Source organism: Microbacterium sp. SA156 (genome assembly GCF_049065455.1).
Classification (GTDB): Bacteria; Actinomycetota; Actinomycetes; order Actinomycetales; family Microbacteriaceae; genus Microbacterium; species Microbacterium barkeri.
The window spans coordinates 1-12,452 of record NZ_JBAKGU010000019.1; the positions used below are offsets into that span (position 1 = coordinate 1).

Below are 12,452 nucleotides of genomic sequence, written 5' to 3' on the forward strand. Positions count from 1 at the left end.
ATCACTACCTGCGCCACCACACGAGGTGGTCTCCACGGGCGCTCGCCGACGGCGGCATCGAGTGGACCAGCCCGCTCGGGCACGTGTACGTCACCGAGCCCGAACCCCGACGACGACACCACGCCATCCACGACCCCCAGCCCCCACCCGAACCCCCACCCTTCTGAGACAACCCAACCCCCACCATCCCCCACGCGCGCCTTTGCGCGGGTGCCACGGATCTGCTGTGCTGGGCGGATGGCGATCACCCTCATGCGACCCACGCTCGAGCTGTTCGACAGCTGGTCGGCCGCGATCGACGAGTTCGGCGGCGTGCATGTGGACGGATCGGGGCTGACGCCGCCGACGTCGGGAGACCGGGCGACGTGCGAGAAGCTCGTCGCCAAGGCCGCGGAGATCGCGGACACCTCGCGCGTCCTCCCGGGCGGTCTCGTGCACAACGACCTCTACTGGATCGTCGACGAGGGCGACGTTGTGGGCTTCGTGTCGTTCCGGCATGCTCTGAACGACTACCTGCGCCGGGTCGGCGGGCACATCGGCTATTCGGTCCGCCCCTCCCGCCGGCGGCGCGGCTACGCGTCGCGGGGGCTCGCTCTCGCGCTCGAGCGTGCGCGCGAGATCGGCCTCGATCGGGTGATGCTCACGTGCGATGACGACAACGTGGGCTCCGCGCGGACGATCGAGGGCGCCGGGGGCGTGCTCGAGGATGTCTCGGACCAGTCGGCGCACGGCCATCCGCTGCTGCGCCGGTACTGGATCGAGCTGTAGGGCGGAGTCTTCCCGCCAACGAGAAGCCCCGGCGAACCGGGCCTTCACGAAGTGGCTCGGATGGGCGTCGATCCCGCCCATGGCTCGCGACTTGACAAGATTTCTGTCCGTCGTTGGACAGTTCCCCTCGCTGCGGACATGTACTGGGTATCGGCGGCCTGAAGGGACTCTCTGATGAATGACGGCGAACTCGGAACGCGGCTGCGTGAGGCGGCGCCGCGCGTGACCGTTCCTCTCGGCCTTTCCTCTCATCGTGAACGCATTCTCCAGGAGGCGCGGCAGCGGCGCGGGCACGGGCTGCGGCTGTGGTCGGCCGGCCTCGCGGCGTCTGCGCTCCTTGTCGGCGGTGGCTCGGTCGCGTTTGGCGGCGATGGCAATCTCACACCGTGGGGCTGGGTCGCAGACCAGGTCTTCTCTTTTGAGAGTGCCACTGGGTCGATCTGTGTTCAGGGCATCCGCGTCATGCGGGAAGGGTCGGGCGACGACGATCCACTCCTCGCCGAGGCGAAGGCATTCATCAGCGATCTCGACCTGGAGTCTCTCGATACGTCCCGAGCGGAAGAACGGATCCGCAGCGGCCGGGAACGTCTCGGCCGGGTGGTTTCGGACGGAGACATCAAGCAGCTGGCGATCCACGACGTCGTGGCGGACCTGCTCTGGGCGCACCTGGATGACCGAGCAGAGAACCTGGACCCCGAGAAGGAGTTCTACCTGAGTTCGGTCACTGAGGCGTGCGAGTGATGGAGATGCGGCGCCTCAGACGGCACAAGGAGTTCGAAGCCATAATTCGCGACAACGAGGAAGACCTGCTCCGGTACTTCCAGCGGCGCATCCTGAACGGCGAAGATGCCGCTGAAGCGTTCGGCGAGCTGCTCCTGCAGGCCTGGAAGCTCCGGCGACGGATGCCGGTGGAACCGGTGCCGGCCCGCATGTGGCTGTTCGCCACCGCCCGCAACGTCATGCTCAACTCTCGGCGATCGCTCGCGCGTCGATCCGCGGCCGTGGCGCGCCTTGCGGACGAGATGCGTGCGAACGCCGTGGCAGAGAGGCAGGACGAAGGGTCGGTCGCGGTTCGTGCGGCTCTTGAGTCGTTGCCTGAGGAAGACGCGGAGTTGGTTCGTCTCGTCTATTGGGATGGGCTCCGCTCCCACGAGGCGGCCGCAGTACTCGGCATCAACCCGTCAACGGCGCGATCGAGGCTCTCGAAGTCGAGACAGCGGCTGCGCGTCGAACTTGGCCCGCCGGAAAGCTCCGCGGCGCTGTCCGGTGCGGCGCGCGATGGGCACCCGTTCCAGCGCTGAGCGCCACGAGACGGAGACAACGGCCGGGGGGGGGGGGCACCGTCGTCCTCTGGGCGTTGAGGGCCGGCTCCTTCCCCGGTCGTTGAGCGAGTGGAACGAGACGAAACGCGCTGCTCCGCCCTGGGGTCACTCGGCGAGATGCGCCGCCACTTCGCTGGGACCGACAGCTCCGGCCGGGGATCAGCTACGACCTGGCTGTATGTGGTCAGCAGCGCGCGGATGTCCGCCGAGCGGTCGGCAAGTTCCATGCTCGCGCACGGCTGTCCGGGAGCGCTCTCAAATCCACGGTGTCGCTGGGCGAGGAGCGCCCACTGCAACGAAGTTTGTCCACTCAGGGACGAGTCCGCCCAGCAACACGATCATGAAGACCCCCGTCACGTGGCGATCGATCGCGCGGAGCAGTTCAAACGCCCCGTGCTGTTCTCCCCGGACGCTGGTGTCGAGCCGAAGCGGGAGAGTTTGGATCGAGACATCTTCAAACGGCACGCGCGCGCGTAGTCGCGCGATCTTCAGGCCGTTGTGCACCTCTAACCCATGTGCGAGGAACTCATAGCCATCCTCAACGATCGGATCTCCCTCGATGGGATGTCCTGGTTGGAAGCGCATGATCAATGTGAGGGCCTCTCGGTCCCGGGTGGTCAAGCGCACCTGGAGCGCGGCGCGATGCTTGTCATCAAGATCCAGCTTGTGCAACAGAGGCAGCGCAAAAGCACGTGGGTCGGAGGCCATGAACGGCTGCACCGACCTGATCCGCGCGAGAACGTCGTCGGGAACGCTCGCCAACGTGGTGCGGGCCAGCTCGTCCCAGCGAGACTCAGTCTTGGCCATCGGGAAGTAGAGCTTGCTGGCAGCATTGGAGTGGGGCCGCGCGCCATCGAGGTGGGCAACCTCCCACGCGAGACCGTCGAGCGCCGAGCGGTAGTTATGGACCGCGTCGCCGTACCTCAGCGCCCAATCGTCAATCGGCGGTTCGGAAGGAAGCGCGGCGCGGAGGAGTGCGGTCTTCCGATCCGTGCTGAACTCTGCTCGGGTGTGAGGCGAGCCCGATTCTCTCCATGCGACGAAGTCTTGGTGGGTCTCAGCCGCCAACTTGTTTGCTCGCGCAAGCTTGAGCATGGGTGTGCGTGAGATCTGCTCGCCGGGGACGATGAACCTGGTTTGGGCCACGGGGGCACCTTATCGCTGGAGGCGCCGGGCTGATCGCGAGCGAAGTGGGGAGGAACCAGCCCTCAACGCCCGGAGGTGGAACCCGCCCTCACCAGGGCAAAGCAAAACCCCCGCGATGTAGAAGCTACGCGAGGGTTTCTGGGACCGTTGTAACGACGGTCCTTGTGGCTCCGACGGGCGTCGATCCCGTGACCTCACGATTTTCAGTCGTGCGCTCTACCAACTGAGCTACAGAGCCGAGCTGCAGAAAAACTGCCGCTTCCTATACGAAAGGCCTTCTCGAAAGAAGGCCCGTCGCTTGGAGCGACCCTGACGGGACTTGAACCCGCGACCTCCGCCGTGACAGGGCGGCACGCTAACCAACTGCGCTACAGGGCCATGAATGTGCTTTCGCACACGATTTTCAATTGTATCAGCTTGAGTGACCCCAACGGGATTCGAACCCGTGCTACCGCCGTGAAAGGGCGGCGTCCTAGGCCGCTAAACGATGGGGCCGCGGTGTGAACCCGGGGCTCACGCTTGCCGACGATCAAGCATACGCAGACGCTCTCCGAAAATCCAAACCGCGCCCGCGCGCCGGGCGTGCCGCGCCGCCGATCCGGGTGAGGATGGCTCTGTTCCGCGCCCCGAAGCGGATCTTTCATAGTGCCAGAAGTGAACGATGTTGCTACTGTTGCGGATGTGATTGGCCGGAGAAGGGTGTGATGGAAGCCGAGAAGAATCTCGCGGAAGAGTGCGGCTGCGCGCCCACCGCCGCTGAGCGACGCATTCTCTGGAACCCCATCTCGCGGCGGAACGCCCTCGTGATGGGCGCGCTCGGCGTCGCCGCCATCGGCGCGGCGACCGCCACGAGCCCCTTCGGCCCCGGTGTCTCCGGCGCGTTCGCCGCGTCGTACAACCCCGACGACTACCCCTCGTGGGAGGACGTCGAGGCAGCCCGCAACAACGAGGCCGCCAAGGCGGCCGAGGTGCAGCGCATCGAGGGCCTCATCGCCGGTCTCAAGCAGCGCGTCGCCGAGACCCAGGCGGCCGCGAAGGCCGCGGCCGACGCCTACTACGCCGCACAGCAGGCCTTCTACGAGGCGGCCTACCGCGCCGACGAGCTCCAGAAGCAGGCTGACGAGCAGGCTGAGAAAGCCGATGCCGCCGCGCTGACCGCGGCCCGCCTCGCCGCGCAGCTCTCGCGCTCGGGCGGAGACGACACCTCGCTCGAGCTCCTCTTCGCCGGCTCGGCCGAGAACGCCGACCAGCTCCTCACGCAGCTCGGCCAGATGGACAAGCTCATCGAGCGCAACGAGTCCGTCTACGCGGAGGCCGCGTCAGCCCGTGACTCCGCGCAGTCGCTGAGCGATCAGGCCGAGGTGGCCCGCGCCGAGCGCGACCGCCTGCAGAAGATCGCCGAGGAGAAGATGGTCGCCGCCCAGGAGGCGCAGCAGGCCGCCGAGGCCGCGCTCGCCGACCAGGAGGAGAACCTCATCACCCTCGAGGCGCAGCTCGCGGCCCTCAAGGACACGACGAGCAAGACCGTCCAGGAGTACCAGGAGGGCGTCGAGGCCAAGCGGAAGTACGAGGAGCAGCTCCGCCGCGAGGCCGAGGAGCGCGCCCGCAAGGAAGCCGAGCGGCAGCGCGAGCTCCTCCGCCAGCAGCAGCTCGAGCAGCAGCGCCAGCTCGAGCAGCAGCAGCAACAGCAGCAGAACAGCGGCGGCGGCGGTGGTGGTGGAGGCGGCGGCCAGCAGGCACCCGCCGACAACGGCGGCGGGGGCGGCACGACCCAGCCCGGAACGGGCGGATGGGTGCGCCCCAACAACGGCACGCGCACGTCGGGCTACGGCCCGCGCTACCAGATCTGCGGTTCGAGCTACTGCTCGTCGTCCTTCCACGCGGGGGTCGACCTCGCCGCCGGCTGCGGCGCGGGCATCTACGCGGCGCACTCGGGCACGGTCGTCTACGCCGGCTACAACGGCGGCTACGGCAACTACATCCACATCGACAACGGCGACGGCACGGGCACGGGCTACGCGCACATCGTCGACGGCGGCGTCCTCGTCGGCTACGGACAGTGGGTCGAGGCCGGCCAGCTCATCGCCCTCGAGGGCAACACGGGCAACTCGTTCGGCTGCCACCTCCACTTCGAGGTCTACGTCAACGGCGCGACGGTGAACCCGATCGACTTCATGGCGGCGCGCGGCATCTGGGTCTGACCGCCGGATACGCGAAGGGCGCCTGCCGGCCGGCAGGCGCCCTTCGCGTATCCGCAGCGCGGGATCAGGAGCGGGAGTCGGGCAGCTCGCCCTCGCCCTGCGTGCGCGTCTGGCCCTCGTGCTCCTCGAAGCGCTCGAACGCCTCCTTGACGAGGCGCTCGGCCTCGGCGGCGTTCGCCCACTCGTCGACCTTGACCCACTTGTTGGGCTCGAGGTCCTTGTAGTGCTCGAAGAAGTGCTCGATCTCCTTGCGGGTGTACTCCGGGAGGTCGTCGACGTCCTGGATGTGGTCCCAGCGCGGGTCCTTCGCGAGCACGGCCACGACCTTGTCGTCGCCACCGGCCTCGTCGCTCATCTTGAGCACGGCCACGGGGCGGACCTTGGCGCTCACGCCCGGGTAGATCGCGTGGTCGAGCAGCACGAGCACGTCGAGCGGGTCGCCGTCCTCGCCGAGGGTGTTGTCGAAGAACCCGTAGTCGGTCGGGTAGCCGAAGGTCGTGTAGAGCACGCGGTCGAGGTACACGCGCCCCGTGCCGTGGTCGACCTCGTACTTCACGCGGCTGCCGCGCGGGATCTCGATGACTGCGTCGTACGCGCCCATGCGAGTGGTGTCCTCTCGTAAGGAAATCTGACGTCAGCAAGCGTAGCCGCGCCCGCGAGCCGCGACGAAGCGGGGTGCGCGGGGAGGGCGATCCGCCGTCGGCGGACTACCGTTGACGCGTGCTCGATCCCGCCATCGCCGCCGTCCGCCTCGCCGTGCGCACCGCGCTCGCTCCGCTGGAGGGATCGGCCGCGACCGTCCTCGTCGCCCTGTCCGGCGGCGCCGACTCGCTCGCGCTCGCAGCGGCCGCCGCCTTCGAGGCCCCGCGGCTCGGCCTCCGCGTCGCGAGCGTCACGGTCGACCACGGGCTGCAGGATGAGTCGGCGGAGGTCGCCGCGCGAGCCGCCGAGCAGGCGCGGATGGCCGGAGTGACGGATGCCCGGATCGTGCGCGTCGAGGTGGGCGCGGAGGGCGGCCCCGAGGCCGCCGCCCGGACGGCCCGGTACGCGGCTCTGCGCGAGGCCGCGGCGGAGACCGGCGCCGTCGCCGTGCTCCTCGGCCACACCCTCGACGACCAGGCCGAGACCGTCCTCCTCGGGCTCGCGCGCGGCGCGGGCGCGGGGAGCCTCGCGGGCATGGCCCCGCGCCGCGACGAGCGCGGACTGGCCTGGATCCGCCCGCTCCTGGCCATCCGACGCGAGCAGACCCACGGCTTCTGCGAGGCCTCGGGGCTCGAGCCGTGGCACGATCCGCACAACGCCGACGCGCGCTTCTCGCGGGTGCGGGTGCGGCGCGCGGTCCTCCCCGTGCTCGAGGCCGAGCTGGGCCCGGGCGTCGCGCTCGCGCTCGCCCGCACGGCCGAGCAGCTGCGCGAGGACAACGAGGCCTTCGCCGAGATGATCGACGAGACGATCGAGGACATCGTCGAGCACATCGAGGCGGGCATCGCGATCTCGGTGCCCGCGCTCGTCGCCAACCCGCCCGCGCTCCGGCACCGGATCATCCGCCACGTCGCGCAGAGCGAGTTCGGCGCGAGCCTCACGCGCACGCAGACCCTCGAGGTCGCGCGGCTCGTCTCCGACTGGCAGGGCCAGGGGCCGATCGACCTCCCGGGCTTCGTCGCCGACCGGCGCGGAGCGCTCATCGCGTTCACGGCCCGCAGCACGGAGCAGGGGAGCGAGGAGCAGGGGAGCGCGGGGTGAGCGGACCGCGTGACACCGAGCCCCTCCCGGTCGGGCCGGCGCTCGCGTTCGCGGCAGGCCTCGCGCGGACGACGGGCGGGGCCTTCGTCGCCTCGGGGATCGTCTTCGTCGTCGTGCTCGTCGCGGGCATCATCGGCGAGGAGGCGTACTCCCTCCCGTCGGTGTTCGACGCGATGCTCCGCGCGCTCATGGGCGGCGTCCTCGTCGTCACGGGCGCCGCGCTCCTCGTCGAGCTGCTCCGCGGCATCGCCGAGCGGAGGATGCGGCTGCGCGCGGCCGAGCGCCGGCACGCACAGCCGCGCGCGCCGCGCGTGCCGGTCGTCGAGGCGCGGCGCCTCCGCGAGGATCCGTACGGCGGCATCATGGTGCTCGCCTGGTTCGCCGTCGTCCTCGGCCCCGTCACGGCGCTCGTCGACCTCGTCTCGGGCTTCGACTACGACGGCATCGCCCTGCTCGCCGGAGTGGGGATCACCCTCGCCGCCGTCGGGCTCTTCGCGCTGCGCGGCTGGCTCGGCCGGCGCTGGGAGGCGCGGGTGAAGCGCCTGCCGGGGCCCGGCGGCGGCGCGCGGATGGCCCATCCGCAGCCTGCGGGCGCCAAGCGGCGCGAAGGACGGTGGGCTGCAGCGGGCTTCGCGCTGCAGCTCGGCGCCTACGTGTTCTTCGCCGGCGTCCTGCTGCGTCAGCCGTGCCGCGACTGCGACCCCGTCGACTACGGCGGCGGCCCGATCGAGGGCGTCATCGATGCGCTGGTGAGCGTCGGCGGGGTGCTGATCCTCATCCCGATCGCCCTCCTGCTGCTCTCGACGGTTCCGTTCCTCGTCCGCACCGCGGTCCTCGAGCGGCGGACGCTCCGTGCCGCGCGCGAGGGCGCCCTCTCGCCGTCCGCGGACGTCGACGCGCAGCTGACCGGAGCCGGCGCGCTCTCGCACCTCGCGTCGGGCCTCACCGTGATCGGCTTCCTGCTCGTCATCCTCGGCGCGACCCCGTGGACCGTGCTCGCGAACGACTCGGCGGGCGACGACGACATCGCGGCGCTCGCGGCCTTCCAGCCGCTCCTCGCCCCCGGCTGGGCGCTCATCGCCGCCGGGCTCGCGGCGGGCATCGCCGGGGTCGTCGAGACGCGTGCGCGCAGGGCCGCGATCCACCGCGCGCTCCCGCGCTACGACGTCGGGGTCGCAGCGGAGGAGTCGTAGGATGGCCTCCATGCGTGCTGCCGACATCTCCGGTGACCTCGACCGCGTTCTCGTGACCGAGGAGGAGATCCAGGCCAAGCTCCGCGAGCTCGCCGCCCAGGTCGAGAAGGACTACGAGGGCAAGAAGCTCCTCCTCGTCGGCGTGCTCAAGGGCGCCGTCATGGTGATGGCCGACTTCATGCGCTGCCTCACGCGCGAGGTCGTCATGGACTGGATGGCGGTGTCGAGCTACGGCACGAGCACGAAGTCGAGCGGCGTCGTGCAGATCCGGAAGGACCTCGACACCGACCTCGAGGGCTACCACGTGCTCATCGTCGAGGACATCATCGACTCCGGCCTCACCCTCAGCTGGCTGCTCAGCAACTTCGCCTCACGCGGCGCCGAGTCGATCGAGGTGCTCGCGCTCCTGCGCAAGCCCGACGCGGCCAAGGTCGAGATCGACTGCCGCTACCTCGGGTTCGACATCCCCAACGAGTTCGTCGTCGGCTACGGCCTCGACTACGCCGAGCACTACCGCAACCTGCGCGACGTCGCCGTGCTCGCGCCGCACGTCTACGCCTGACGTACGCCGTGGGCGAATCCCAGTCGGCGCATAGACGCGCCGGGGTAGCCTGAGACGACTACGCGCTCGTCGCGTCGACGGGAGGAAGTCACCCCAGGTATGGACGTCAAGAAGCTCACTCGCAACCCGCTGATCTACATCCTGCTGGTCGGCGTGCTGCTGATCGTCGGGTTCTCGCTCGTGTCCAACCTGGGCGCCCCGCGCCAGGTGTCCACGCAGGAGGGGCTCGAGCTGCTGGACGGCGACACCGTCAGCAAGGTGCTCATCACGGATGGCGACCAGCGCGTCGACATGACCCTCACGAAGGCCTACGAGGGCGCCACGGACGTGCAGTTCTACTACGTCTCGGCGCGTGCCGAGGAGGTCGTCGACGCGGTCGAGGCGGCGGCTCCCGCCGACGGCTACGACGACGCCGTGCCGCGCGCGACGATCTGGGACAGCCTGCTGTCGCTGGCCATCCCGATCCTCCTGCTCGGCCTGCTCTTCTGGTTCCTCATGTCGAGCGCCCAGGGCGGCGGTCGCGGCGTCATGCAGTTCGGCAAGTCGCGTGCGAAGCTCATGAGCAAGGAGCACCCCGACGTCACGTTCGGCGACGTCGCGGGCGCCGACGAGGCCATCGAGGAGCTCCAGGAGATCAAGGAGTTCCTCAAGGACCCGGCGCGCTTCCAGGCCGTGGGCGCGCGCATCCCGAAGGGCGTGCTGCTGTACGGCCCTCCCGGCACCGGCAAGACGCTGCTCGCGCGCGCGGTCGCGGGCGAGGCGGGCGTGCCGTTCTACTCGATCTCGGGCTCGGACTTCGTCGAGATGTTCGTCGGCGTCGGCGCGAGCCGCGTGCGCGACCTCTTCAACCAGGCCAAGGAGAACTCGCCGGCGATCATCTTCATCGACGAGATCGACGCCGTCGGCCGGCACCGCGGCGCCGGCATGGGCGGAGGCCACGACGAGCGCGAGCAGACGCTCAACCAGATGCTCGTCGAGATGGACGGCTTCGACCCCAAGGTCAACGTCATCGTCATCGCGGCGACGAACCGCCCCGACATCCTCGACCCGGCCCTGCTGCGCCCCGGCCGCTTCGACCGCCAGATCGGCGTGGACGCGCCCGACCTCAAGGGCCGCCTGCGGATCCTCCAGGTGCACAGCCGCGGCAAGCCGCTCGCCGACAACGTCGACCTCGAGGTCGTCGCGCGCAAGACGCCCGGCTTCACGGGCGCCGACCTCGCGAACGTGCTCAACGAGGCGGCCCTCCTCACGGCGCGCTCGAACGCCCAGCTCATCGACGACCGCGCGATGGACGAGGCGATCGACCGCGTCATCGCGGGCCCCCAGCGCCGCACGCGCGTCATGAAGGACAAGGAGAAGCTCATCACGGCGTACCACGAGGGCGGCCACGCTCTCGCCGCCGCGGCGATGAACCACTCCGACCCCGTCACGAAGATCACGATCCTGCCGCGCGGCAAGGCCCTCGGCTACACGATGGTGCTGCCCCTCGAGGACAAGTACTCCGTGACGCGCAACGAGCTCCAGGACCAGCTCGCGTACGCCATGGGCGGCCGCGTCGCCGAGGAGATCGTCTTCCACGACCCCACGACCGGCGCATCCAACGACATCGAGAAGGCGACGAGCATCGCCCGCAAGATGGTCACGGAGTACGGCATGACGACCGCCGTCGGCCCCGTCAAGCTCGGCAGCGGCAGCGGCGAGGTCTTCATGGGCCGCGACATGGGTCACGGCCGCGACTACTCGGAGCGCATCGCCGAGCACATCGACGAGGAGGTGCGCGCGCTCATCGAGCTCGCGCACAACGAGGCGTACGAGGTGCTCAACGCGAACCGCGACATCCTCGACAAGCTCGCCCTGGCCCTCCTCGAGCACGAGACGCTCGATCACGTCCAGATCGAGGAGATCTTCAAGGACATCAAGAAGCTGCCCGAGCGCCCCCAGTGGCTCTCGTCGAGCGATCGACCGGTGTCGGCGCTGCCGCCCATCGATGTCCCGCGCAAGCGCCAGCACGACGGGATCGCCGCGTCGACGACGGCCGAGAGCTCGCCGTCGCAGCCCGCGACCCGGCCGGCGTCCGGTCACGCGCGGCCCGCGACGGCCTGAGGACGCGACGCGTGACCGTCGATCGGGAGCGCGTCGCGGCGCTCACCCGCGAGCTGCTCGTCGCGATCGGGGAGGACCCCGATCGCGCGGGTCTGCGGCAGACCCCGCAGCGCGTCGCCGACGCGTACGCCGAGTTCTTCGCGGGCGTGGGCCAGGACGCCGCCGAGCCCCTCGCGCACACCATCAGCGTCAGCCGCGGCCCCGCGCCGGACACGCTCCCGTCTGGCGCGGTCCTGCTCCGGGGCGTGCGCTTCCGCTCGGTCTGCGAGCACCATCTGCTGCCGTTCATCGGGCACGCCCATATCGCGTACCTCCCCGGTGAGCAGGTGGTCGGCCTCGGCGCGCTGCCGAAGGTCGTCGACGTGCTCGCCGCGCGCCCGCAGGTGCAGGAGCGGCTCGGCGAGCAGATCGCCGACACGATCGCGGGCTCGCTCGACACCCGCGGCGTCGTCGTCGTGCTCGACGCCGTCCACCAGTGCGTGACGATGCGCGGCGGCCGTCAGAGCGACAGCTCGACGGTGACGGTCGCGGCCCGCGGAGAGCTCGCCGAGCCCGCGGCGCGGGGCGAGATCGTGTCGCTCATCGCGCTCGGGGGCGGCATCGCCCACGAGGATCTCGCATGACCTCCATCTGGGGCATCGTCAACGTCACGCCGGACTCGTTCTCGGATGGCGGCGCTCACTACGCGGCCGACGACGCGATCGCGCACGGCCGGCTTCTGCGCGAGGGCGGCGCGACCGTGCTCGACGTCGGCGGCGAGTCGACCCGTCCCGGCGCGGAGCCGGTGGGCGCGGAGATCGAGATCGCGCGCATCCTGCCCGTCATCCGCACCCTCGCGGCCGACCGCGCCACCGTGAGCGTCGACACCTACCGCGCCGCGACCGCCGAGGCCGCGATCGACGCAGGGGCCGCGATCGTCAACGACGTCTCGGGCGGCCTGGCCGATCCGGCGATCCTCGATGTCGTCGCCGAGCGGGGTGTCGACATCGCCCTCGGCCACTGGCGCGGCCCGTCATCCGACATGTACGCGCAGGCGACCTACACGCACATCGGCCGCGAGGTCGCCGACGAGCTCTCGGCGCGCGCGGAGGCCGCGATCGCCGCGGGCGTCGCGCGCGAGCGGGTCATCCTCGACCCGGGCATCGGGTTCGCGAAGCGGGGCGAGCAGAACTGGGCGCTCCTGCGCGAGCTCGACGCGATCGTCGGCCTCGGGTACCGGGTGCTCGTCGGGACATCGCGCAAGGGGTTCCTCGCCTCGGCGCTTGGCGAGGAGACGACCATCGAGCGGCGGGATCTCGCGACCGCGGTCACGAGCGTGCTCGCCGTGCAGGCCGGTGCGTGGGGCGTGCGCGTGCACGACGCGGCGGCGACCCGCGACGCGCTCGCGGTGGCACGGGAATGGAAGGGCTGAGGG

The 12,452-nt window shown here is 70.2% G+C and carries 12 protein-coding genes and 3 tRNA genes; 10 read left to right on the forward strand and 5 right to left on the reverse strand.

Annotated features, from left to right (window positions below):
- The first annotated feature begins 237 nt into the window (after positions 1-237).
- The 3 genes from ACOWU6_RS14870 to ACOWU6_RS14880 all read left to right on the forward strand — a co-directional run bounded on the left by ACOWU6_RS14870 (position 238) and on the right by ACOWU6_RS14880 (position 2,069).
- Positions 238-768 carry a GNAT family N-acetyltransferase gene (locus ACOWU6_RS14870; protein WP_421076169.1) on the forward strand — a complete coding sequence of 177 codons (531 nt, stop codon included), beginning with the start codon at positions 238-240 and terminating at the stop codon, positions 766-768.
- A 174-nt stretch (positions 769-942) separates the two neighbouring features.
- Positions 943-1,509 (forward strand): hypothetical protein, encoded by a 567-nt coding sequence (locus ACOWU6_RS14875; protein WP_421076170.1) that lies wholly within the window; start codon positions 943-945, stop codon positions 1,507-1,509.
- Positions 1,509-2,069 (forward strand): RNA polymerase sigma factor, encoded by a 561-nt coding sequence (locus ACOWU6_RS14880; RefSeq protein WP_421076171.1) that lies wholly within the window; start codon positions 1,509-1,511, stop codon positions 2,067-2,069. The genes ACOWU6_RS14875 and ACOWU6_RS14880 overlap by 1 nt, the downstream gene beginning before the upstream one ends.
- A gap of 276 nt (positions 2,070-2,345) precedes the next feature.
- Here ACOWU6_RS14880 and ACOWU6_RS14885 read toward each other — a convergent pair whose 3' ends face one another.
- From ACOWU6_RS14885 to ACOWU6_RS14900, 4 genes are all read right to left on the reverse strand, one after another.
- Positions 2,346-3,236, reverse strand: coding sequence for a hypothetical protein (locus tag ACOWU6_RS14885; RefSeq protein ID WP_421076172.1), 891 nt, complete (start codon positions 3,234-3,236; stop codon positions 2,346-2,348).
- A 165-nt stretch (positions 3,237-3,401) separates the two neighbouring features.
- Positions 3,402-3,474, reverse strand: a tRNA-Phe gene (locus ACOWU6_RS14890).
- 66 nt (positions 3,475-3,540) lie between these two features.
- Positions 3,541-3,614 (reverse strand) — tRNA-Asp (locus tag ACOWU6_RS14895).
- A gap of 44 nt (positions 3,615-3,658) precedes the next feature.
- Positions 3,659-3,731 (reverse strand) — tRNA-Glu (locus tag ACOWU6_RS14900).
- Positions 3,732-3,940: 209 nt separating this feature from the next.
- On the opposite strand from ACOWU6_RS14900, the gene ACOWU6_RS14905 reads away from it, so the two are divergent.
- Positions 3,941-5,437, forward strand: coding sequence for a peptidoglycan DD-metalloendopeptidase family protein (locus tag ACOWU6_RS14905; protein WP_421076173.1), 1,497 nt, complete (start codon positions 3,941-3,943; stop codon positions 5,435-5,437).
- 64 nt (positions 5,438-5,501) lie between these two features.
- On the opposite strand, the gene ACOWU6_RS14910 is transcribed toward ACOWU6_RS14905, so the two are convergent.
- Complete coding sequence (locus ACOWU6_RS14910; RefSeq protein ID WP_271174647.1) at positions 5,502-6,038, reverse strand: inorganic diphosphatase; 537 nt, start codon at positions 6,036-6,038, stop codon at positions 5,502-5,504.
- A gap of 119 nt (positions 6,039-6,157) precedes the next feature.
- On the opposite strand from ACOWU6_RS14910, the gene tilS reads away from it, so the two are divergent.
- The 6 genes from tilS to folP all read left to right on the forward strand — a co-directional run bounded on the left by tilS (position 6,158) and on the right by folP (position 12,449).
- On the forward strand, positions 6,158-7,180 hold the full coding sequence (tilS, locus tag ACOWU6_RS14915) for a tRNA lysidine(34) synthetase TilS (RefSeq protein WP_421076174.1): 1,023 nt from the start codon (positions 6,158-6,160) through the stop codon (positions 7,178-7,180).
- Positions 7,177-8,373, forward strand: coding sequence for a hypothetical protein (locus tag ACOWU6_RS14920; protein ID WP_421076175.1), 1,197 nt, complete (start codon positions 7,177-7,179; stop codon positions 8,371-8,373). Before tilS ends, ACOWU6_RS14920 begins: the two co-directional genes overlap by 4 nt.
- 10 nt (positions 8,374-8,383) lie before the next feature.
- Positions 8,384-8,935: a hypoxanthine phosphoribosyltransferase gene (hpt, locus tag ACOWU6_RS14925; RefSeq protein WP_271174690.1), complete on the forward strand. Its 552-nt coding sequence runs from the start codon at positions 8,384-8,386 to the stop codon at positions 8,933-8,935.
- 99 nt (positions 8,936-9,034) lie between these two features.
- On the forward strand, positions 9,035-11,038 hold the full coding sequence (gene ftsH, locus ACOWU6_RS14930) for an ATP-dependent zinc metalloprotease FtsH (RefSeq protein ID WP_271174650.1): 2,004 nt from the start codon (positions 9,035-9,037) through the stop codon (positions 11,036-11,038).
- An 11-nt stretch (positions 11,039-11,049) separates the two neighbouring features.
- Positions 11,050-11,661 carry a GTP cyclohydrolase I gene (folE, locus tag ACOWU6_RS14935; protein ID WP_271174651.1) on the forward strand — a complete coding sequence of 204 codons (612 nt, stop codon included), beginning with the start codon at positions 11,050-11,052 and terminating at the stop codon, positions 11,659-11,661.
- Complete coding sequence (folP, locus tag ACOWU6_RS14940; RefSeq protein ID WP_421076176.1) at positions 11,658-12,449, forward strand: dihydropteroate synthase; 792 nt, start codon at positions 11,658-11,660, stop codon at positions 12,447-12,449. The genes folE and folP overlap by 4 nt, the downstream gene beginning before the upstream one ends.
- The last annotated feature ends 3 nt before the right edge of the window (positions 12,450-12,452 follow it).

What these genes read in the sequence shown, in the direction of transcription:
- ACOWU6_RS14870 (WP_421076169.1), top strand. Translation starts at nt 238, where the DNA reads ATGGCGATCACCCTCATGCGACCCACGCTCGAGCTGTTCGACAGCTGG.
- ACOWU6_RS14905 (WP_421076173.1), top strand. Translation starts at nt 3,941, where the DNA reads ATGGAAGCCGAGAAGAATCTCGCGGAAGAGTGCGGCTGCGCGCCCACC.
- ACOWU6_RS14910 (WP_271174647.1), bottom strand. Translation starts at nt 6,038, where the DNA reads ATGGGCGCGTACGACGCAGTCATCGAGATCCCGCGCGGCAGCCGCGTG.
- hpt (WP_271174690.1), top strand. Translation starts at nt 8,384, where the DNA reads ATGCGTGCTGCCGACATCTCCGGTGACCTCGACCGCGTTCTCGTGACC.
- ftsH (WP_271174650.1), top strand. Translation starts at nt 9,035, where the DNA reads ATGGACGTCAAGAAGCTCACTCGCAACCCGCTGATCTACATCCTGCTG.
- ACOWU6_RS14875 (WP_421076170.1), top strand. Translation starts at nt 943, where the DNA reads ATGAATGACGGCGAACTCGGAACGCGGCTGCGTGAGGCGGCGCCGCGC.
- folP (WP_421076176.1), top strand. Translation starts at nt 11,658, where the DNA reads ATGACCTCCATCTGGGGCATCGTCAACGTCACGCCGGACTCGTTCTCG.
- ACOWU6_RS14880 (WP_421076171.1), top strand. Translation starts at nt 1,509, where the DNA reads ATGGAGATGCGGCGCCTCAGACGGCACAAGGAGTTCGAAGCCATAATT.